Origin of the sequence: Streptomyces sp. NPDC003300, from assembly GCF_040610915.1 — a bacterium.
Taxonomy (GTDB): Bacteria; Actinomycetota; Actinomycetes; order Streptomycetales; family Streptomycetaceae; genus Actinacidiphila.
Genome location: NZ_JBEXNE010000012.1, coordinates 191513 through 212869, shown reverse-complemented (window position 1 = coordinate 212869; position 21357 = coordinate 191513). Strand labels below are relative to the sequence as shown.

Annotated in this window: 14 protein-coding genes; 5 read left to right on the top strand and 9 right to left on the bottom strand. The window is 73.5% G+C overall.

Translation table 11 applies throughout. The features are described 5' to 3' along the window. Positions 1-134: 134 nt before the first annotated feature. Positions 135-1541, bottom strand: coding sequence for a GNAT family N-acetyltransferase (locus tag ABZX65_RS19930; protein ID WP_355341256.1), 1407 nt, complete (start codon positions 1539-1541; stop codon positions 135-137). A gap of 255 nt (positions 1542-1796) precedes the next feature. Between ABZX65_RS19930 and ABZX65_RS19925 the strand changes: the two genes are divergently transcribed. Then, positions 1797-3620: an HSP90 family protein gene (locus ABZX65_RS19925; RefSeq protein ID WP_355341253.1), complete on the top strand. Its 1824-nt coding sequence runs from the start codon at positions 1797-1799 to the stop codon at positions 3618-3620. Positions 3621-3669: 49 nt separating this feature from the next. After that, complete coding sequence (locus ABZX65_RS19920; protein ID WP_355341250.1) at positions 3670-6660, top strand: tetratricopeptide repeat protein; 2991 nt, start codon at positions 3670-3672, stop codon at positions 6658-6660. Positions 6661-6683: 23 nt separating this feature from the next. Here the strand turns inward: ABZX65_RS19920 and ABZX65_RS19915 are convergent, their stop codons facing one another. Then, entirely contained in the window at positions 6684-8243 is a 1560-nt protein-coding gene (locus ABZX65_RS19915; protein ID WP_355341247.1) for a PLP-dependent aminotransferase family protein, read from the bottom strand. A 46-nt stretch (positions 8244-8289) separates the two neighbouring features. Here ABZX65_RS19915 and ABZX65_RS19910 point away from each other — a divergent pair, with 46 nt between their 5' ends. Further along, positions 8290-9321: a DMT family transporter gene (locus tag ABZX65_RS19910; RefSeq protein WP_355341244.1), complete on the top strand. Its 1032-nt coding sequence runs from the start codon at positions 8290-8292 to the stop codon at positions 9319-9321. A 222-nt stretch (positions 9322-9543) separates the two neighbouring features. Here ABZX65_RS19910 and ABZX65_RS19905 read toward each other — a convergent pair whose 3' ends face one another. Then, positions 9544-11004, bottom strand: a complete 1461-nt coding sequence (locus ABZX65_RS19905; protein WP_355341241.1) for an NCS2 family permease — start codon at positions 11002-11004, stop codon at positions 9544-9546. 391 nt (positions 11005-11395) lie between these two features. Here ABZX65_RS19905 and ABZX65_RS19900 point away from each other — a divergent pair, with 391 nt between their 5' ends. Then, entirely contained in the window at positions 11396-12157 is a 762-nt protein-coding gene (locus tag ABZX65_RS19900) for a GntR family transcriptional regulator (RefSeq protein ID WP_355341238.1), read from the top strand. 109 nt (positions 12158-12266) lie between these two features. Here ABZX65_RS19900 and ABZX65_RS19895 read toward each other — a convergent pair whose 3' ends face one another. The 3 genes from ABZX65_RS19895 to purB form a co-directional block, all read right to left on the bottom strand. Beyond that, a complete protein-coding gene (locus ABZX65_RS19895; protein ID WP_355341235.1) occupies positions 12267-13424 on the bottom strand; it encodes an ROK family protein in 1158 nt (385 codons plus the stop codon). Between the two features lie 213 nt (positions 13425-13637). After that, positions 13638-14186: a G/U mismatch-specific DNA glycosylase gene (gene mug, locus ABZX65_RS19890; RefSeq protein WP_355341232.1), complete on the bottom strand. Its 549-nt coding sequence runs from the start codon at positions 14184-14186 to the stop codon at positions 13638-13640. 37 nt (positions 14187-14223) lie between these two features. Next, complete coding sequence (gene purB, locus ABZX65_RS19885) at positions 14224-15657, bottom strand: adenylosuccinate lyase (protein WP_355341229.1); 1434 nt, start codon at positions 15655-15657, stop codon at positions 14224-14226. 328 nt (positions 15658-15985) lie between these two features. On the opposite strand from purB, the gene ABZX65_RS19880 reads away from it, so the two are divergent. After that, positions 15986-17839 (top strand): CocE/NonD family hydrolase C-terminal non-catalytic domain-containing protein, encoded by a 1854-nt coding sequence (locus ABZX65_RS19880; RefSeq protein ID WP_355341226.1) that lies wholly within the window; start codon positions 15986-15988, stop codon positions 17837-17839. 24 nt (positions 17840-17863) lie between these two features. Here ABZX65_RS19880 and ABZX65_RS19875 read toward each other — a convergent pair whose 3' ends face one another. The 3 genes from ABZX65_RS19875 to ABZX65_RS19865 form a co-directional block, all read right to left on the bottom strand. After that, entirely contained in the window at positions 17864-18769 is a 906-nt protein-coding gene (locus ABZX65_RS19875; protein WP_355341223.1) for an SGNH/GDSL hydrolase family protein, read from the bottom strand. Between the two features lie 75 nt (positions 18770-18844). After that, positions 18845-19861 (bottom strand): hemolysin family protein, encoded by a 1017-nt coding sequence (locus ABZX65_RS19870; protein ID WP_355341220.1) that lies wholly within the window; start codon positions 19859-19861, stop codon positions 18845-18847. Next, positions 19858-21291, bottom strand: coding sequence for a hemolysin family protein (locus tag ABZX65_RS19865; protein WP_355341217.1), 1434 nt, complete (start codon positions 21289-21291; stop codon positions 19858-19860). Before ABZX65_RS19865 ends, ABZX65_RS19870 begins: the two co-directional genes overlap by 4 nt. Positions 21292-21357 lie beyond the last annotated feature (66 nt).

Here is a 21357-nt window from a genome sequence, read left to right as displayed (position 1 = left end):
GGGGCAGTTGCTGTCGTTCTCGGGCTGACAGCCCGGTGGGGGCGGGCCGCGCAGTTCCCCGCGCCCCTGGAGAGCAGGCCCTGCGCGACGGCAGTGCACCCTTCCCGCGCCCCTTCGGGGCGTGACCCGAGGCGTCAGGTGCGGTCCTGGGTGGTGCGGGGGAGGGGGGAAGGGGCGTCGGCAGACGCCAGGGTGGCGGTGATGACGAGGGTGCCGTCCTCGACCTGGTAGTCGAGCGGCAGCGCAAGCTCGCGCATGGCGGCGACCATGCCGGTGTTGGTCGACTGCGTGACAGCGTAAACGCTGTCACGCCCGGCCTCGGCGGCCATGGCGACCAGCTTGCGCAGCATGGCCGCACCGATGCCGCGCCGCTGCCAGCCGTCCTCGACGAGGAGGGCGACCTCGTTCTCGTCGCCGTCCCAGAGAAGGTGGCCGAGGGCGACCAGGCGGCCGGAGGCGGTCTCGACGGCGAGGGACTGGCCGAAGCGGGGGCTGAGCAGGTGGGCGAGGTAGCGGTCGGCGTCGCCCACGGGGCCGTGGTAGCGCAGGGCGAGAGTGCCGGGGGAGCAGCGCTCGTGCATCGCCAGGGCGGCTTCGCGGTCCTCGGGCCCGGCGCGGCGGATCGTGATCTCGTTGCCCTCGGGGAGCGTCAGGACGTCCTTGGTGTCGGGCGTCCTGGCCCCGAGGCGCGCGCCGAGCCGCGCGTCGAGTTCCAGCAGGGCCCGCGCCCTGGCGAACTCGGTGGGCGTGAAGGGGAGATGGTCGCGCTGGACGGTGATCGTGCCGCCCGACGGGTCGCGCAGCCGCATCACGGTTCCGTCGAGCGCGTCCTCGGCGTGAGCGGTGGCGTCGGCGGGCGCGGGCGTCGAGCGGATGGTGCAGCGGCCGAACAACTGCCGCAGCGCGAGCGGCAGTTCCGCCGCGTCGAGCGCCGTACGGGTGGCCAGGGTGAGCATGCGGGTCGGGGTGTCCACCAGGTCGTGGGCGTCCGCCCGCTCCGTCCATGTGTCGGTGCCGCCCGCGGCGGTGACGGTCCGGGCGAGCGCCGTGGCGGGCAGCGCCGCAGGGGCCCGTAGCAGGAACTCGTCCACCGTGCCGTCGGCCAGCGGGTGCGTCTGAAGGGTGACGATGTCGACGCGGCTGCCCGCGAGCGCCGTGCACACCGCGCCCAGGCTGCCGGGGGCGTCGCGCACGGTCGTCCGCAGCCGCCACAGCGTCGTCTCGCCGTCGGTACGGTCGCCCGCGCGCTCGGCGCCTGCCTCGTCGGCGGATGCGTCGGCGCGTCCGTCCTCGCCCGACCGCGGCGCGGCGGCCGGTGGCGCGTGGCCGCGCCCGCGTGCCCACCAGGTGTGGAAGCCCGCGACCGCGAGCAGCGCCGCCGCCGACATGACCAGCAGCACCCGGCCGTCGGGTCCGTGCCCCACCGTCTCGGCGATCAGGTCGGCGGTGGCCATCGCCGTGAACAGCGCGGCCACTTCGACGAATTCGCGGCGCCAGTGATGCTGACGGGATCCGGGATGGGCAGGAGTCGACTGAGACATACGTCTACCATGCCTAAGGTGTGTTGCGTGATCACGAACGTTCCGTGACCGGCCGGTAAAGGACGGATCTTTTCGGTTAACTTACGTTTTCAACGTTTTTGCCGAATGCGCCCCTCTCGCGCCGGAGTGCGGCATCCATGGCCCCATGGTCAACGAGCCCCCGCGCCGCCTACGATGGCCCGACTTCACCCCGCCGCGGACCACCCGAGCCGCCCTACCCGCGCCGAAGCAGCTACCCCCACCGGCGCAGCGACGATGACTGCAGAACAGACACCGCACACCTTCCAGGTCGATCTGCGTGGCCTGGTGGATCTCCTCTCCCACCACCTCTACTCCAGCCCGAAGGTCTACCTGCGGGAACTTCTGCAGAACGGCGTCGACGCGATCACCGCCCGCCGCGCGCAGGACCAGGACGCGCCCGCCCGCGTCCTGCTGCACACCGAACCCGGCGCGCTGCGCGTCGAGGACAGCGGAATCGGCCTCACCGAGGCCGACGTGCACAATCTGCTGGCCACTATCGGACGCAGCTCCAAGCGCGACGCGCTGGAGAACGGCATCGCCTCCGCCCGCACCGAATTCCTCGGCCAGTTCGGCATCGGCCTGCTGGCCTGCTTCGTCGTCGCCGACACCATCCGCGTGGTCAGCCGCTCCGCCCGGACCCCGGACGCGCCGCCGGTCGAATGGTCCGCGCGCGACGACGGCTCGTACACCGTACGCACGCTGCCGGATGACGCCAGGACCGAACCCGGCACCACCGTGCACCTCACCGCGCGGCCCGGCGCCGCCGACTGGTTCACACCCGAGCGGGTCACCGCCGTCACCCGCGACTTCGGCTCGCTGCTGCCGTACGACATCCGGGTGGACGACACGCCCGTCACCGACCGGCCGCCGGTCTGGGAGCGCCGGCACGCCAGCGCCGGGGCCCGCCGGGTGGAGTTGGCCAGGCACTGCCAGGAGCAGTTCGGCTTCCTGCCGCTGGACGCCATCGACCTCGACGTGCCGGTCGCCGGAGTGCGCGGCATCGCGTACGTCCTGCCCTCGGCCGTCAGCCCGGCCCAGCGCGCGGGCCACCGCGTGCACCTCAAGGGCATGCTGCTCACCGACCGCGCCGACGAACTCCTCCCGGACTGGGCCTTCTTCGTCCGCTGCGTCATCGACACCGACAGCCTGCGGCCGACCGCGTCCCGCGAACACCTCTACGCCGACGAGACGCTCGCCGCCGTCCGCGACGCGCTGGGCGAGCGGATCAAGGAGTGGCTGACGACGCTGGCCGCGGGCGAGCCGGAACGCCTCGGACACTTCCTGTCCGTGCACCACCTCGGCGTGAAGACGCTCGCCCGGCACGACCCCGACCTGCTGCGGGTGATGCTGCCCTGGCTGCCGTTCGAGACCACTGACGGGCAGCAGTCGCTCGACGAATTCGCCCGCCGCCACCCGACCGTGCACTTCACCCGTACCGTCGAGGAATTCCGCCAGGTCGCCGCCATCGCCGCCGCCCAGGGCATGGGCGTGGTCAACGGCGGTTACACGTACGACGCCGACCTGGTCGGGATGCTCCCGCGGGTACGGCCGGGCACCCCGGTCGTGGAACTGGACGCCGACACCGTCACCGCCCACCTCGACACGGTCGACCCGGCCGAGGAACTGGCCCTGTCGGGCTTCCTCACCGTCGCCCGCGCCGCACTCGACCCGCTGGGGTGCGACGTCGTCCTGCGCACGTTCCACCCGCTGACCGTCCCCGCGCTGCACCTCGATGACCGGTCGGCCCGGCACGAGCGCGCCCGCGAGGAGGAAGAGGAACAGGCCGACGACCTGTGGGCGGGCATCCTCGGATCGCTGCGCGGCACCGCGCCCAGGGCCCGGCTGGTCCTCAACCACCTCAACCCGCTGGTGCGCAGGATCGGCGCGCTCGGCGCCCGCGACCTGGTGGCCAGCTCCGTCGAAGCGCTGTACGGGCAGGCGCTGTTGATGGCGCAGCGGCCGTTGCGGCCCGCCGACACCGCGCTGCTCAACCGGGCCTTCCTCGACCTGCTCCAGTGGGCCACCGACCACCCGGCCGGGCAGGAGGAGGGCCGATGAGGACGACGTGTCCGACCGGGCCACGGCGCGGCGTCCCGGGGAGCCCACGATGACCGGCGAGCCCACGACCGCGGCGGATCTGCGCCGGGCCATCCAGGAGAACGCGGCGGAGCCGGAGGGCGCGGCCCGCAACGCCCGCGCCGAGCGCATCGCCGAGGAGGCCGACCGCACCGGTGACCGGCCGCTGATCATCGAGGCGCTGTTCAATCTGCTCACCGCGTACAACTACAGCTCCGAGTCCGACAAGAGATTCGTGCCCTTCGCGAAGGCGCTGCGGATGTGGGACGAACAGCCGGGCGACTTCGACGAGTTCAGCGCCAAGAGCCTGCACTGGTACTTCAAGTGGGTCTCCAGCGGCATGCTCGATCAGCCGCACATCCCGCTGGCCGCCATCGAGAAGTGGCAGGCCGAGATGGAACACCGCTACCGGCTCGCCGGATACTCCGAACGCGCCGTACGGCAGGGCCAGTTCAGGATCGCCCGGCACATCGGCGACCTGCCGCGCGCCGAGGCCGCCTTCGCCGCGTGGCTGGCCGCCGACCGCGACGTGATGAGCGACTGCCACGCCTGCGAACTGCACGCCCAGGGCGGCTGGCGGGTGCGCCTCGGCGACGACCGGCGGGCGCTGGAGAGCTGGCAGCCGGTACTGGCGGGCGAGTTGACGTGTGCGCACGAGCCGCACGGGGTGCTGGCCTCCTCGTTGCTGCCGCTGCTCAGGACCGGCAGCGCCGACCTGGCCCGCGCCAACCACCTGCGCGGCTACCGGATGGTCCGGTCGATGGAGAGCATGCGGTCCGCCGTCGCCCAGCACATCGAATTCTGCGCGCTCACCGGCAACGAGGCGCGCGGCCTGGAGATCCTGGCCGCACACCCCGCGCACTTCACCGCCGCGGGCGACCCCGACAGCCTCATGGACCACCACGCCGTCACCGCGCTGCTCACCGCCCGGCTCACCGCGCTCGGCCACGCCGACCGCCCGGTGCCGGGACCGGCGGGACGCGACTGGACCGCCGCCGACCTGCACACCCATGCCCGCACCCGCGCCCTGGAGTTGGCGCACAGCTTCGACGCCCGCAACGGCACACGGGCCGTCTCCGAGGCCGTACGGGAGCGGATGGCGCGCCAACCCCTGCTGGAGCGGCTGCCGTTGGGAATTCGGGCGGCGCGGCTCGGCGAGGCGGCTGGCACGGAGGCGGGACCGGCCCTTCCCCCGCCGCGGGCCGACTCCGTACCGGCAGAACCCGGCGCCGACGACCTGCCGGACATGGTCGCCGAGGCGCGGCGGCTCAGCGGCGGCGGCGACCCGCGGGCCCACCAGGCGTGGGCGGACGTGGCCGCCGCCGTGGAACGGACCGGCGCCGAAGTGGACGCCGCGGCGCGCGCGGAGATCACCGACAACGCCGCGATGGCCGCGATCGGCGAACCCGTACGGTCCCGCGAGCTGTTCCTGCGCGCCGCTCGGCAGTTCGAGGACGCGCGGGAGCCGGGGGAGGCCGCGGCGAGCCGGGCCCGCGCCGCCTACGCGCTCGCGCTCACCGGCGAGGCGGACGAGGCGCTGCGGGCGGTCGAGGAGCAGTGCGCGGTGCTGCGCGACCTGCACGGTGGGGAGCGGGCCACCGCCCGCCAGGTCAGCGGCGCGGGGCTGCTGCGCTGCCGCGTCCTGCTGGCCGCCGCGGCGGGCGGCGACGACGAGGCCCGGCAGGCCGCGCTCGCGGAGGCCGCCCAACAGGCCGCCGACGTGGCCGAGTTCAGCGACGAGCACCAGGCCGAGCCGGGGATGACCGGACGCCTCGCGGACGCCACCGTCATGCTCGGACGGCTCGCCGCGGGCCGCGGCGACGGCGAGCGGGCCGTCCGACTCCTCACCCGAGGAGCCGAGTTGCACCACGCGGCGGAACAGCCCTGGTACGCCGCCGAGCCCGAGGCGGCCCTCGCCGACCTGACACTGCGCGGCGGCGACCCCGAGACCGCGGCCGACTGCGCGCGCGCCGCGCTCGACCACGGCGCCGACGTACTCGAACCGCCGCACCGCGCCCATCTGCACCTGCTCATCGCCCAGGCGCGCGCCGCGCTCGGCGACGACGAACAGGCCGCGGCCGAGGCGCTGGAGGCCGCGACCTGGGCCGACGAGGCCGGCCACGGCGACGACATGGGCGCCACCGCCCGGCTGCTGTTCGGCGGCGCGCTGCGGCGGCTCGGCCGGGCCGAGGAGGGCGCCTGCGTCCTGGAGTCCGTGCTTCCCGACCTGGAACGCGGCGGCAACGAGGCCCAGATCGTCCAGGCCCGCTGGTGGCTCGCCGAGTGCCAACTCGACCTCGGCGAGGCCCGCGAGGCCGCCGAGCAGTTCCTGCGCGCCGCCCGGGTCGCCGAGGGCTGGGACGACCCCTGCGACCACGCCATGCTCGCCAATCTCGCCGCCGACGCGCTCAACCGCGCCGGTCTGCACGACGAGGCCGTACGCGCCTACGCCCGCGCCGAGGACCTCTGGCGCGCCGTGGGCGACCCGCACGCCCTCATCCGCACCCTGCGCGCCCGCGCCTGGATCGAAGTCGGTGAAGGCCGCGGCGGCATCACCGTGGCCCGCTCCCTCATGACCGCCGCCGCCGACACCGTGCGTCAGGCACTCGAAGCCGCCGACCCCGACGACGGGACGGCCACCGGCCACCTGCGCGTGGACCTCGCCGACACCTACCGCCAGACCGCCGAGATCGTCCTACGCGCGGCGGGCGGGACCGACGGCTCCGACGACGGTCCGGGCGACACGGACGCCGTCCACGAGGAGGCCCTGGCACTGGCCGACCTCGCCATCGCCACCCTCACCCCGCTGGGCGCCACCGCCCGCGACGACCGCACCGCCGCCACCCTCATGGCCGCCTGGCTGGAAGCCGACCTCGCCCGCCCAACCGCCGCCGCCACCCGCGCCCGTACCGTCACCGCCGAATACGCCGACGCCCAGGGCCCCACGGCCGACGCCCGCCGCGCCGAGGCCGCCTCGATCCTGGACTACACCAGCGCCGACCGGGCGGACGACGAGAGCTGAGGCCGGGCTCAGGACCGCTCGTCTCAGCGCGGTGCGGCCGACTCCGCCCTGGCCAGCAGCTCGACCGCGCGAGTGATCGACTCCGGGGACAGGTGCGCGTACCCGATGACCAACCGGACGCCGGGCACCCGCGTCGGCGCGTGCTCGTAGTCGGACAGAGGGCGGAGGGTGATTCCGGCGGAGGTCGCGGCGGCCAGCAGACGGGACGGGGGTCCGCAGCGCGGTGGGAGGGTGACGATGGCGTGCAGACCGGCGGCGATGCCGCTGGTCGTGGCGCCGGGGAAGTGCGCGGCGAGCGCGGTGGTGAGGGTGTCGCGGCGGCGGCGGTAGAGGCGCTGGCAGCGGCGGAGGTGGCGGTCGTACTGCCCGGAGGTGAGGAAGTCGGCCAGGACGGCCTGCTCGGTGACCGGGTTGCCGAGGTCCATCGTGCGCTTGCGCGCGGCGGCGTCGGCGATGATGTCCGGCGGCGCGACGAGCCAGCCGAGCCGCAGCCCCGGGGCGAGGGTCTTGCTCACCGAGCCGGTATAGGCGACATGGCCGGGCGCCAGGCCCTGGAGGGCGCCGACCGGCGCGCGGTCGTAGCGGAAGTCGCCGTCGTAGTCGTCCTCGATGACGAGACCGTCGACCGTACGGGCCCAGTCGGTGAGTTGGGCGCGCCGCCGCGCCGAGTACGCGACCCCGGTCGGGAACTGGTGGCAGGGCGTGACGATGGCGGACCGTACTCCGGCGGCGGCCAGCGCCGTCACCGACAGGCCCTCCTCGTCGACGGGCACCGGCACCGCCGTCAGCCCCGTCGCGCCGAGCAGCCCGCTCTGCTCGGGGCTGCCCGGGTCCTCGACGGCCGTCGCGCGCTCGCCGCGCCCGCGCAGGACGAAGCCGAGCAGGGTGTGTGCCTGGGCCACGCCGGAGCAGACCATCACCTGGTCGGGGTCCGCGGCCACCCCGCGCCGCCTGGCCAGCAACTCCGCGAGCGCCTCGCGCAGTTCGGGCAGGCCGCGCGGATCCGGGTAGCCGAAAGCGCGGTGCGGGAGCCGGGCGATCACCCGCCGGTGGGCCGCCGACCACGCGGCCCTCGGGAACAGGGAGAGGTCCGGCAGACCCGGCCTGAGGTCCGCGGGACCGCCCCGGTCGTCCACGGCGGGCATGGCCGTCGCGGCCGGTACGGGTTCGGCGCCCGCGCCCGTCACCCACGTGCCGGAGCCCTGCCGCCCGCTGAGATACCCCTCGGCCGTGAGCTGCGCGTACGCGTCGGTGACCAGGCCCCTCGACACGCCGAGGTCGGCGGCCAGTTCGCGGCTGGCGGGCAGTTGCGTGCCGGGCGCGAGCCGTCCCGAGCGCACGGCGTCCCGCAGCGCCGCCTGGAGCGCCCGCCCCCGACCCCGCGGCGACGCCCCCGCGGAGGGCAGCAACAGCTCCCACGCGGCGGTCCATCCCTCGGGCTGAGCGCCGTGCCGCCCGTCGGCCGGCGGGCCCGCCGGGACCGCCGTCCGGAGTACGTCCGACCCGGCCGCCGAGGTCGGCGCGCCGCCCGCCCCCTCCGGGACCGCACCGGCACCATCCGAATTGGTCCTCTTAACTCCCATGAGAATGGACCTTAAACCGGACCGCTTGTCTCCATACCGTCGTCGTATGAACTCATCCCCACGCGCCGGCTTCCTCTTCGCCACTGTCGCCTGTGTCCTGGTCGGCGCGTCCTTCACCGCGGGCGGCGCGCTCGTGGACTATCCGCACGCGGGCGGCCAGGCGCTGCGTTACGGCTCGGCCTGTCTGCTGCTCCTGTGGCCCGCGCGCAAAGGCGCCGTGCGGAGACTGCGGGCGCTGACCGTACGCCAGTGGGCGCTGGCGGCGGGCGTGGCGGCGATCGGCATGGTCGGCTTCAACCTCGCGATCCTCGCGGCGGAGCGCACCGCGGAACCGGCGGTGCCGGGCGTGCTGGTCGGGTGCGCCCCGGTCGTGGTCGCGGTGCTCGTACCGCTCGGGGCGGGGCGGCGGCCGACGCGGACGGTCGCCGCGGGGGCCGTGCTCGTGGCGTCCGGCGCCTTCGTGGTGCAGGGCTGGGGCGGCACGGACGGCGTGGGGCTGTTCTGGTCGGTGATGGCGCTGGTGGGGGAGTGCGGATTCGCTCTGCTCGCGGCGCCGTTGGTGAAGCCGCTGGGGCCGCCGCTGCTGTCGGCGTGCGTGTGCGCGCTGGCCGCCGTGGAGGCGGGGACGCTGGGGCTGGTGACCGAGGGCCGGGCGGCGGTGCGCGTACCCACCGGATCCGAGGCGCTGGCGCTCGGCTGGCAGTCGCTGGTGGCCACCGTGATCGGATTCCTGTGCTGGTACGCGGGCGTGCAGCGGATCGGCACCGAGCGCGCCACCCTCTTCTCCGGGCTGATCCCGGTGTCCGCCGCGGTGACCGCGCCCTTGGTTGCGGTCGGCACCTTCGGGGCGGGTCAACTCGCGGGCAGCGTCCTGGTCGCGGTCGGCGTCGCCGTCGGCTCGGGAGCGCTGCGGTCGCGCCGACGGCCGCTCGCGAAGGTACCTTCCGCGAACCGCCCTCTCGCGAACCGGCCTCCCGCGAAGCCGCTTCCCACGAAGCCGCTTCCCGAGCACCGGCCTCCCGAGCACGTACCCGACCGCGATCGGCGGACCGTTCCGGCGGCGGCGGACGCCCCATAGCCGGATGGCAAAATTCCGCGCGGCCGGGAACTCCCGCTGGGGTGGGCGAGTTGTGACAGTACGGGCCGGTGCGCGACACCGGTCCGGCCAGCAGCCCCGACCGGGCGCCCCCGTCCCGGTCGGGGCGTCGTCCGCCCGGTGCCGCCGCGCGCGGCGGCACCCGCACGGTCCCTCGGCGCCGCCGAGGGACCGTGCGGCGCGTCATCAGAGCTCCGTGAGTGCTTACTTGGCGCCGAGCACCTGCTGGAGCGGATCGATCGCGAAGTACGCCAGGAAGCACACCGACACACCCCACACCAGCGGATGCACCTCCCGCGCCTTGCCCAGCACGATCTTGATCACGACGAAGGACAGGAAGCCCGCGCCGATCCCGTTGGTGATGCTGTACGTGAAGGGCATCACGGCGATGGTGAGGAAGGCCGGGATGCCGATGTCGTACTGCGTCCAGTCGATGGTGCGGACCTGCGCCATGAGCAGGAAGCCGACCGCGACCAGGGCGGGGGCGGCGGCCTGGGACGGGACGACGCCGGCGAGCGGGGTCAGGAAGAGCGCCACCACGAAGAGCGCGCCGGTGACGACGCTGGCCAGACCCGTACGGGCGCCCTCGCCGACACCCGCGGCGGATTCCACATAGGCGGTGTTGGAGGAGGCGGAGGCCGCGCCGCCCGCGACGGCGGCGGCGCCGTCGATGAACAGCACGCGGCCGATGTTCGGCACCCGGCCCTGCTCGTCCAGCAGACCGGCCTCGTTGGAGATGCCGACGATCGTGCCCATCGCGTCGAAGAAGTCCGACAACACGAGGGTGAAGACGAAGAGCGCGGCCGTGACGATGCCCGCCTCGCGGAAGCCGCCGAAGAGGCTGAAGTGACCGATCAGCCCGAAGTCGGGCGTGGACGTCACATGGTGCGGCACCTTGGGTACGGTCAGGCCCCACGCCGAGTCCGGCAGGTCGGCGATCTTGTTGACGACGATCGCCACGATCGTCATGACCACGATGCTGATCAGGATCGCGCCCTTGATCCGCCGCGCGACCAGCGCGACCGTCAGCAGCACACCGAGGCAGAAGACCAGCACCGGCCAGCCGGTGAGCGTCCCGGTCGCGCCGAGCTGCACCGGGACCGTCGTCTTCGCCGCGTCGGGGATGCGGCTGGCGAATCCGGCGTCCACGAAGCCGATGAAGGCGATGAACAGGCCGATGCCCACGCTGATCGCCTGTTTGATCGGCTGCGGGATCGCGTTCATGGTCGCCTCGCGCAGGCCGGTCGCGACGAGCACGCAGATCAGCAGGCCCTCCAGGACGACCAGGCCCATCGCGTCGGGCCAGCTCATCTTGGGCGCGAGCTGGAAGGCCACCACGGCGTTCAGGCCGAGACCGGCCGCGATCGCCAGCGGGAGGTTGCCGCCGACGCCCATGATCGCGGTCATCACGGCCGCCACCAGCGCGGTGGCGGTGGTGAGTTGGGCGACCGAGAGGTGGTGCCCGAACTTGTCCGTGGCGCTGCCCAGGATGATCGGGTTGAGCACGAGGATGTACGCCATCGTGAAGAAGGTGGCGAGACCGCCGCGTATCTCCCGGCCGGGCGTGGATCCGCGCTCCGATATCCGGAAGTAGCGGTCCAGCGGACTGGCCGCGGGTGGTGGTCCGGACGACGGCTTCTCCGCGTCCACGACGGGTCCTGACATGGTGCTCCTCTGGATTCAACAAACGGTGGAACGAGGGCGGGGCACACGGATTGTGCTCCCCGGTCGGCCGCGGCGGGTTTCCGTGGCGTTACCCCGTATCACCGTCGGGTTTCAGTCATGCCCAGGTCAACACCCGCGTCGTTTCCCACGGACATCACGAACGGCGTCTCAGCACACCGTCAACAACTCATGAACGTCTCGCGCGCCCGCCCCATAGCAGGCCGTCGCGTTCGAGGATTGGTCTTGACCAAGTTCACGAGGCGGCTCTATCTTCGAGACGTAGTAGTGCAAGGACCTTTAATAAATAGTGGTTCGGAAACAAGGCTGAACAAGCCGAGGGCGTGGCCGACAAGCCAGAGCCCGTCGCGGACCCGGTGATTGCGAGGACAGGGTGGGGACCACGCAGCTCGAATCGGTGCAGGAGCCGAAGTACTGGCACCTGAAGACCGTGCTGAACGACGCCCTCGACTCGGAGTTCGAGGTCGGTGAGATCCTGCCGAACGAGCGGGACCTGGCCGCCCGCTTCGGTGTCGCGCGCGCGACGCTCCGGCAGGCGCTCGAACAGTTGGAACTCGAAGGGCGCCTCCAGCGGCGCCGGGGGGTCGGCACCACCGTGGCACCGCCGCGGATGGGCGTGTCCGTGGGACCGGTCGCCGAGGCGTGGCCCGGCTCCGGCCGTGACTCCTGGAACACGGTGGGCTGCGTCGAGGCCGCCGCGCCCGGCCCGATCGCCGCGCTCCTCGGCACCGGCGGCGACGAGGCGGTGCACACCATCCGCCGCGAGCGCGTGATGCGCGGCCAGCACGTCGCGACCGAGCTGCTGTACGTGCCCCCGGCCTCGGTGCCCGAGCTGTCGACGATGCTCACGCCCGCCAACCACGGCCCCGCCGTCCTGCGCGAGCTGCACACGCTGGAGCTGGAGGGCGAGGACCGCTCCGTCGAGCTGGGCTCGGCCAGCGCCCAGGACGCCAAGCAGCTCGACCGGCTGCCCGGCGCGCCCGTCCTGGTCGTCACCACCCGCTACTTCTCCGAGGGCCGGGTCGCCGCCGCGTCGGTGGCCACGTACCGCGCCGACACCTGCCGGCTGACCTTCGGCGACTCGGGTGCTCTTGAGGTCACCCACCACCAGGACGACAGCCGCCAGGCTTCCTGAACCGGGCCGGCTGCCCCGGCGGCGAGCGCCCACCGGTCGAGACGACCGGAGGCGCCGAGCCCGGCGGCCGTACGCCGACCCGACGTCACCATGGCGCGGTACTGATACGTCAGTGCCGCGCCAGTGACGTCTGCTCCACCGCGAAGAGCTGCTCCTCGACATGGTCCAGGGCCAGCCGCAGGGCGCCGGTCGCGATGGCCTCCTGTCCGAGCGCGGACAGCGTCACCTTCGGGGGCCGCAGACAGTAGCGCGCCAGCTCGGAACGGAGCGGCTCCAGGACCCCGTCGAGGCCCGCCGCCCAGCCGCCGACGACCACCAGCTCCGGGTCGATCGCCAGCACCAGCGCGGCGACGTCGTGCACCAGGCGGCGAAGGAAGCGTTCGACGGCGTCCTTGGCCTGTACGTCGCCCTTCTTCGCCAGCGCGAAGACCCGCGCGACCGCCGGTTCGTCGAGCGGGTGCAGCGGGGTGCCGGTGGTCGACAGCAGGTGCTCGGGCGTGACCTCGCGGCCCAGCAGGTGCAGGGCGCCGATCTCGCCCGCCGCGCCGCCGAAGCCGCGGTGCAGCCGCCCGCCGATCAGCGAACCCGCGCCGGGGCTCAGCCCGGCCAGGACGAAGACCACGTCGTCGGTGTCGACCGCGACACCCTTCCAGTGCTCGGCGACCGCCGCGACATTCGCGTCGTTCTCCACCAGCACCGGACAGCGGAAGGAGCGCTGCAACCGCTCGCCCAGCGGCAGCCCCGTCCAGCCGGGCAGCGCCGTGCTCAGCCGGACCTCGCCGTGCGCCTCCACGATGCCGGGGCTGCCCACGCCGACCGCCCACAGGGTGCTGCGGGCCACCCCGGCCTTGCGCAGCAGCTCGGCGACCGTGCCGCGGACCCGCTCCAGCCGGTCGTCGGCGGACGCGGCCTCGTCGACCTCGCGGCCGTGCGAGCCCAGCACCTGGCCGCTGAGGTCCGACAGCACCACCCGTACCTGGTGCGCGCCGATCTCGATGCCCAGCAGATGCCCGGCCTCGGCGTGGAAACGGAACCTGCGGGCGGGACGGCCCTGTTTGCGCGCGTCGGCGCCCTCGGGGGCCACCTCGACCACCAGGTCCGACTCGGCCAGGCCCTCGATGACGCCCTCGACGGTGGGCCGCGACAGTCCCGTGCTGTGCACCAGCTCGGTCAGCGTCGGGGCCTGCGCCCCGCGCAGCGCATGGAGGACGACCGCGGAATTGATCCGCCGGAGCAGGGATGGGTCCCCGCCGGTGAGCCGCCCCAACGTATGTCCTCCCAGCCTGTACCTGTGTGTGGCGGATCGTACCGGGCGCGGGCCGTCGCGGCGAGTGGTCGCCCGTACCCGCCAAGACGCGTGGCGTCCCGTAAGCGCTGACGGGACGCCAAATGTCCTACCGGGACGGTGCGCGGGACGGGTGGAGTGCCGGTGCCGCGCGTGGCCGTCCCGCCGGCCCAGGCGGAACGGCAGGGCGGGGGGCTACGGCTTCGGCTCGTGACCCGCGGCGATGCGCAGCCGGGCGAACTCCTCCGCGAGAGCGGCCGGCGACCAGTGCGCGTTGAGGCCGCTGGGGCTCGGCAGCGCCCAGATCCGGGTCGCGCCGATCGTCCGCTCCTGCGGGCCGACCTGGGCGTGCTTGTCCGCGAAGGCCACCCGGTAGGCGGTGACGCCCAGCACGGCGAGCCAGCCGGGCCGGTACTCCTCGACCTTCGCGGTCAGCAGCTTCCCGCCCTCGACCAGCTCCCGCGCCGTCAGCTCGTCGGCCCGCGCGGTCGCCCGCCCGGCCACGTTGGTGATCCCGAGGCCGAGCGCGAGCATGTCCTCCTGCTCGGCCGGGGCGAACCGGCGCGGGGTGAAACCGGAGGCGTGCAGCGCGGGCCAGAAGCGGTTGCCCGGCCGGGCGAAGTGCTGCCCGAGATGCGCGGACATCAGCCCCGGATTGATCCCGCAGAACAGCACCCGCAGACCGCCCCCGATGACATCGTCCAGGGTGCGGTCGCGGGCCGCCGTGAGCTGTTCCGGAGTCATACGGGCTGCCGCCTGCTCGTCCTGCTCGTACCGGTGGTCAGAGGATCGCGCCGGGGCGGTACGCGGCGGCCCGCGGGTGCGCCTTGGTGACGTCCTCGATCCGCCGGACGACCTCGGCGACCTGTCCGGCCGCCGCGCCCGTGAACGACAGCCGGTCGGCCATCAGCGCGTCGAGACCCGCCCGGTCCAGCGGGATCCGCGCGTCGGCGGCGAGCCGGTCGAGCAGTTCGTTGCGCTCGGTGCCCTGCTCGCGCATGGCCAGCGCGGACGCCACCGCGTTCTCCTTGATCGCCTCGTGCGCGACCTCGCGGCCGACGCCCGCGCGCACCGCGCCCATCAGCACCTTCGTGGTGGCCAGGAACGGCAGGTAGCGGTCCAGTTCGCGGGCGACGACGGCCGGGAAGGCGCCGAATTCGTCCAGCACCGTCAGGAACGTCTCCAGCAGCCCGTCGAAGGCGAAGAAGGCGTCGGGCAGCGCGACCCGGCGCACCACCGAGCACGACACATCGCCCTCGTTCCACTGGTCGCCCGCCAGCTCACCGGTCATCGACGCGTAACCGCGCAGGATCACCATCAGGCCGTTGACGCGTTCGCAGGAACGGGTGTTCATCTTGTGCGGCATCGCCGACGAGCCGACCTGGCCCGGCTTGAAGCCCTCGGTGACCAGCTCGTGCCCGGCCATCAGCCGGATCGTCTTGGCCAGCGACGAGGGACCGGCGGCGAGCTGCACCAGCGCCGTCACCGCGTCGTAGTCCAGCGACCGCGGGTACACCTGGCCGACCGAGGTGAAGGCCCGCGAGAAGCCGAGGTGGTCGGCGATCCGCTGCTCCAGATCCGCCAGCTTCGCGCTGTCGCCGCCCAGCAGGTCCAGCATGTCCTGCGCGGTGCCGACCGGACCCTTGATGCCGCGCAGCGGATAGCGGCCGATCAGGTCCTCGACCCGCTCGAAGGCCACCAGCAGTTCGTCCGCGGTCGTCGCGAAGCGCTTGCCCAACGTCGTCGCCTGCGCCGCCACATTGTGCGAGCGGCCCGCCATCACCAGCTCCGCGTACTCACCCGCGAGCTGCCCCAGCCGCGCGAGCACCGCGACCGTACGGTCCCTGACGTGCTCCAGCGACAGCCGGATCTGAAGCTGCTCCACATTCTCCGTCAGGTCCCGTGACGTCATGCCCTTGTGGACCTGCTCGTGCCCGGCCAGCGCGTTGAACTCCTCGATGCGCGCCTTCACATCGTGCCGGGTGACCTTCTCGCGCTCCGCGATCGAGCCGAGGTCGACCTGCTCGACCACCCGCTCGTAATCCGCGATGGCCTGCTCCGGCACCTCGATCCCCAGGTCCTTCTGCGCCCGCAGCACGGCCAGCCACAGCCTGCGCTCCAGCACCACCTTCTGCTCGGGAGACCACAAGGTGGCCAGCTCCGCCGAGGCGTAGCGGCCTGCGAGGACATTGGGGATGCGCGGCTTAGCAGTCACGTGCGGAGAGTTTACCGGGTATCCGGGCGGCCGGATTCCGCCGGTCACACGCGCCGGAGCCCTGGTCAGCGGTCCGGGGACGGGGCCGTGACCGCCGCGCGCCGCAGGTGCCCCCGGCGCCGTACCACTGCCGAGTCGACCCGGGTCTGTCGTAGGTCTGCGCCGGGCGTACGCGGCCGCCCGGACGCTTCCGCGCGTCGGTTCGCGCCCTGTCCCCGGTGATCGGCGAGGTCCCACGATCGAGGTGTGGCGATTCGCACGATTTCTGCCACATGTTCTGCTACCCGGTCACCCGGCTGTCCGGGACCGAGACGGAAGGAACACGCTCATGAGCACGTCATCAGGGGACGGACCTCCGCAGGACGAGGTCCGCGCGGTCACCACCGCCCAACTGACCCAGGTCGCCGACAACGGCATCTGGGGCACGGGCGCGAGCGTCAATCCCGACGCGGCCAACCTGGGCGAGGCGCTGGTCGCCGCGTTGCAGGGCAACACCACCCAGAACCTGCTGCCGCGCGACCTGCGCCGGCTCACCGACGACGTGCTGCGGGTCGCCACCGTCGGCTTCCCGTGGATCCGGGCCCAGGACGGGACCCGGCTGGCGGCGCACACCATCAGGCTCAACTCCGCGGAGCCGCGCCCGCTGGTCATCCTCCCCGCGGGCTGGACCCCGGTCGGCTGGCCGCTGTTCGAGTACGCGCACCTGACGCTGGCCCTCAAGGGCTACCACGTGCTGGCGTACACCCCGCGCGGGATCGGCCTGACCGTGAACATCCCCGGCCACGGGTACGTGGACGGCCCGTTCACCTCGGGCGGCTTCATCGACGTCGGCGGACCCAACGACTGGGCCGACGGGTCCTCGGTGATCGACTACGCGCAGGAGCACTTCGCGCCGAGCAGGATCGGATTCCTGGGCGAGTCCTACGGGTCCGGGATCAGCCAGCTCGTCGCGGCGAACGACGACCGGGTGGACGCGGTCGTGGCGCTGAGCACCTGGGGCAATCTGGCCACCAGCCTCTACCACCACGACACCCGGCACCTCCAGGCCGTGGCCGTCCTGCTCGCCCTGACCGGCGGACCCGTGGAGCGCAAATTCGACGAGGCCACCCAGCAGATCCTGGCGGACTTCCACGCGAATCAGAACATGGACAGGGTCGTGGCGTGGGGCACGGAGCGCGCGCCGGAGGCGTACACCGACGCCACCAACGACCGCGGTGTGCCGACCTTCATCTCCAACACCTGGCACGAGGGCCTGTTCCCGGTCAACCAGGTGCTGGCCACCTTCAACCGCCTCACCGTCCCCAAGCGGCTGAACATGTGGATCGGTGACCACGCGGTGCCGGAGGGTCCCGGACTCACCGGACCGCTGGCCGGGCCGACCGGCCCCAACCTCGCGATGGCCGAGGCGTACGCCTGGCTCGACCACCACCTGCGGGGCGAGGCGAACGACGTGCCCGACTGGCCCCAGGTCAACAACCAGATCATGTTCACCTACGAGACCCGGCCGGGCTCCGGCACCGGAGACGACACCGTCGTCACCCCGGCGCGGCGCGAACCCCGGCAGACCTGGGGCGACGTCACCGTCTCCACCGAACGCTGGTATCTGGCCAACACCGGGGCCGGGCGCCGGGACGGGTCACTGACCGAGGAGCCCGCGCCCGGCTGGTCGCGCGGGTTCATCGCCGGGCACCTGACCGAGGCCACGGCGGTGGACGGGATCGTGGCGACCGGCAAGGCCGAGTGGAACGGCAATCCGAAGACCTACGAGACGGAGAAGTTCGACCGGCAGCACCTGGCGCTGTGGGCCACCGATCCGCTCCCCGCGGGCGCGGACCCGCACGTGGCGCGCCGGATTCGCGGCATCCCCGAGGTCCGGCTGACCGTGCGCAGCTCCGCCGCGTCCACGACCCTGGTCGCGTACCTCTTCGACATCGCCGAGGACCGGACGGCGCGGATCGTCACGCACGAGCCGTACACCCTGTCCGACCTCGTGCCCGGCCAGGACACCACCGTCACCTGGCAGCTCCAGGCCGCCGCCTACGACGTGCCCGTCGGCCACCGGCTGGCCCTGGTCGTCAACAGCAAGGACAAGCTCTACTCCGACGCCGACGTCGAGGGCAGCACGACCACCGTCAGCTCCCCGCCGGGAGAGGAGTCCCACCTGGACCTGCCGCTGGGCTGACGGGCGACCCCGTCGTACGGCGGATCAGTCGTCGTACGACGGACCGGCCGCCCACGGCAGCAGGTCGGGGCGCTTGGCGGGGCGGCCGTCGCCGGAGGAGCGGCCGGTGAGGCGGCGGCCGATCCACGGGACGAGGTGTCGGCGGGTGAAGCGCAGGTCGGCCGTGCGGCGGGCGGTCCAGCCGGGGCGGACCGCCGCGGGGAGACCGACCGTCCAGTCGGACTCCGCGGGATGGCCGAGGGTCTGCCAGACGGCCTCGGCGACGCGCCGGTGGCCGTCCGCCGTGAGGTGGAGCCGGTCGTCGGCCCACATGCGCTGGTCGCCCAGGACCTCGGCGCCGTACAGGTCGACGACCAGGGCGCCGTGGCGGGCCGCGAGGTCGTCGAGGAAGGCGAAGAGCTGTTCCATCCGGGGCAGGAAGCGGGCGGCGACCGGCCCGCGCCGGGCGGGGCTGCGCATCAGGACGAGCTGGCCGCAGGCCGGCGCGAGCCGTTCGACACAGCTCTCCAGGACCGCGCAGACCTCCTCCACGTCGCACTTGGGCCGCAGCACGTCGTTGAGGCCGCCGACCAGGGTGATCAGGTCGGCGCCCATCGCGGCGGCCACGTCGACCTGGTCCTCGGAGATCTGCCGGATCAGCTTGCCGCGCACTGCGAGATTCGCGTACCGGAAGCCTGGACCGTCCCCCGGCTCCGGCTGCTGACCGGTCCTGGTCGCGGTTCCGTCCCCGTCCCCGGTGGCGGTGCGGGAAGCGGCGGCGAGGCGGGCGGCGAGCAGGTCCGCCCAGCCCCGGTAGGACCCGTCGGGCAGCAGGTCGGACATGCCCTCGGTGAAGGAGTCGCCGACCGCGACGAAGCTGCTGTACGCGGCCGGCGTCCGCGCGCCCGCCTCCGCGCCCGCCTGTGTGTCTGTCTGTGCGTCATTCTGCATGGCGCCGGAGATCCTATGCGACCGCTCAGGCGCAGCGGCAACGAGGTCGGGACCCGTACCGGTCGCCCCGGCCGTTCAGGGGCGTCCGGGACCGACCAGCTCCTTGAGCACGTCCTCCATCGTCACCAGCCCGATGCCGCGCCCCGCGTCGTCCACGACCGCCGCCAGGTGGGCGCTGCCCGCCCGCATCGCGGTGAGGACGTCGTCCAGCGGGGTGGCGGCGCCGACGCGGGTGATGTGCCGCAGGGCGGTGCGCCGGAAGGGCGCGTCCCGCGGATCGGCGTCCAGCGCGTCCTTGACGTGCAGGTAGCCCAGGACCCGGCCGTCGGGGTCGGCGACCGGGAATCGGGAGTAACCGGAGTCGGCGGCGAGCGCTTCCAGGCCCTCGGGCGTGATGCCCAGCGGCGCGCGTACCACCCGCTCGGGCGGCACCACGATCTCGCCGATCGGCCGCCTGCCCAGCTCCAGGGCGTCCCGCAGCCGCTCGGCGGCCCGCTCGTCGAGCAGCCCCGCCGCCCCGGCGTCCACCACCATCCGGGACAGCTCGTCGTCGGAGAAGACGGCCGCCACCTCGGAGCGCGGCTCCACCCGCAGCAGCCGCAGCAGCGTGTTGGCGAACGCGTTGATCGCGAAGATCACCGGCCGCAGCGCCCTGGTCAGCCCCACCAGCGGCGGGCCGAGGACCAGCGCGGACCGTACCGGATCGGCCAGCGCGATGTTCTTCGGCACCATCTCGCCGAACAGCATGTGCAGATACGTGGCCACGGCCAGCGCGATCACGAACGCGATGACGTGGATCGCGCCCTCCGGCACGTGCACGGCGTGGAACACCGGCTCCAGCAGGTGCGCGATGGCGGGCTCGGCGACGATACCGAGCACCAGCGTGCACACGGTGATGCCGAGCTGCGCCGCGGCCAGCAGCGGCGAGAGGTGTTCCAGACCCCACACCACGCTGCGGGCGCGGCGGTCGCCGCTCTCGGCGAGGGTTTCCACCTGGCCGCGGCGTACCGAGATCATGGCGAATTCGGCGCCGACGAAGAACGCGTTCACCACGAGGGTGAGCGCGCCGATGAGCAACTGGACGACGGTCATCGGTCACGTCTCCGCTCGGCCGTGCCCGCGGTGTCGCCGGGCGCGTTGCCGGGCGGGTTGCCCGCCGTGGCGCCGGGCGTGCCGCCCGCCGCCCTGTCCGCGGCGGCGGGGGCCCGGGCCGCCCGCGCGGGGGAGATCAGCCGGGCCCGCGACGCCCGGTGCCCGCTCGCGTCGGTGACCTCGATCCGCCAGCCGTCCAGCTCGAAGGCGTCGCCGCGGGCCGGGATACGGCCGAGGCGCTGGGCCACCAGACCGGCCAGCGTCTCGTACGGCCCGTCGGGGGCGTGCAGCCCGATCCGCTCCAACTGGTCCTCGGTACGGGTCGCGCCGTCCGCGTCGTAGATCCGCCGCCCGTCCGGCGCCTCCCGCAGGAAGAGCAGGTCGGGAAGCTCGTGCGGGTCGTGCTCGTCGCGGACCTCGCCGACGACCTCCTCCACGATGTCCTCCATGGTCACCACGCCCGCCGTGCCCCCGTACTCGTCGATCACCACGGCCATCGAGCGCCGTCCGCCCAGCCGGTCGAGCAGCCGGTCGACCGTCAGCGTCTCCGGGACCAGCAGCGGTTCGCGCAGCAGCTCGGTGACCGGCACGCGCGGGCGCCGGTCGGCGGGGACAGCGAGGACGTCCTTGATGTGGGCGGTGCCGATCACCGCGTCCAGGCTGCCGCGGTAGACGGGGAACCGGGACAGGCCGGTCGCGCGGGTCGCGTTCGCCACGTCCTCGGCGGTGGCCTGCGCTTCGAGCGCGGTGACCTGGACGCGCGGCGTCATCACGTTCTCCGCGGTGAGCTCGGCGAGGTTGAGGGTACGGACGAACAGCTCCGCGGTGTCCGCCTCCAGCACACCCTCCTTGGCCGAGTGCCGGGCCAGCGCGGCCAGCTCCTGCGGGCCGCGCGCCGACGCCAGCTCCTCCGCGGGTTCGAGGCCCATCGCGCGCAGCACCCGGTTCGCGGTGTTGTTGAGGTGGTGGATCAGCGGGTGGAAGGCGGCGGTGAAGGCGCGCTGCGGCGCCGCCACGGCCTTGGCAACCGGCAGCGGAGTGGAGATCGCCCAGTTCTTCGGCACCAGCTCGCCGACCACCATCAGCGCCACCGTGGACAGGGCGGTGCCCAGCACCAGGGCGACGGAGGACGACGCCGAGTCCGGCAGCCCCGCGGCCCGCAGCGGCCCGCGCAGCAGCTCCGCGATCGAGCTCTTGGCGAGCATGCCGATGACCAGCCCCGTCACGGTGATGCCGAGCTGCGCGCCGGAGAGCTGCACGGTCAGTGTGCGGACGGCCGCCAGCGCCGCCGCGGCGCCGCGCTCGCCGTCCCGCGCCGCGCGCTCCAGCTCACCGCGCTCGATCGTGGTCAGGGAGAATTCGGCCGCGACGAAGACGCCGCAGGCGAGGGTGAGCAGTACGGCCACCAACAGCAGAAGTGTTTCAGTCATCCGGTCACCTCGGTCCCATGATCGGCCACGACCGGGCCGACCGCTCGGTATTGGCGGTCCGGGGCC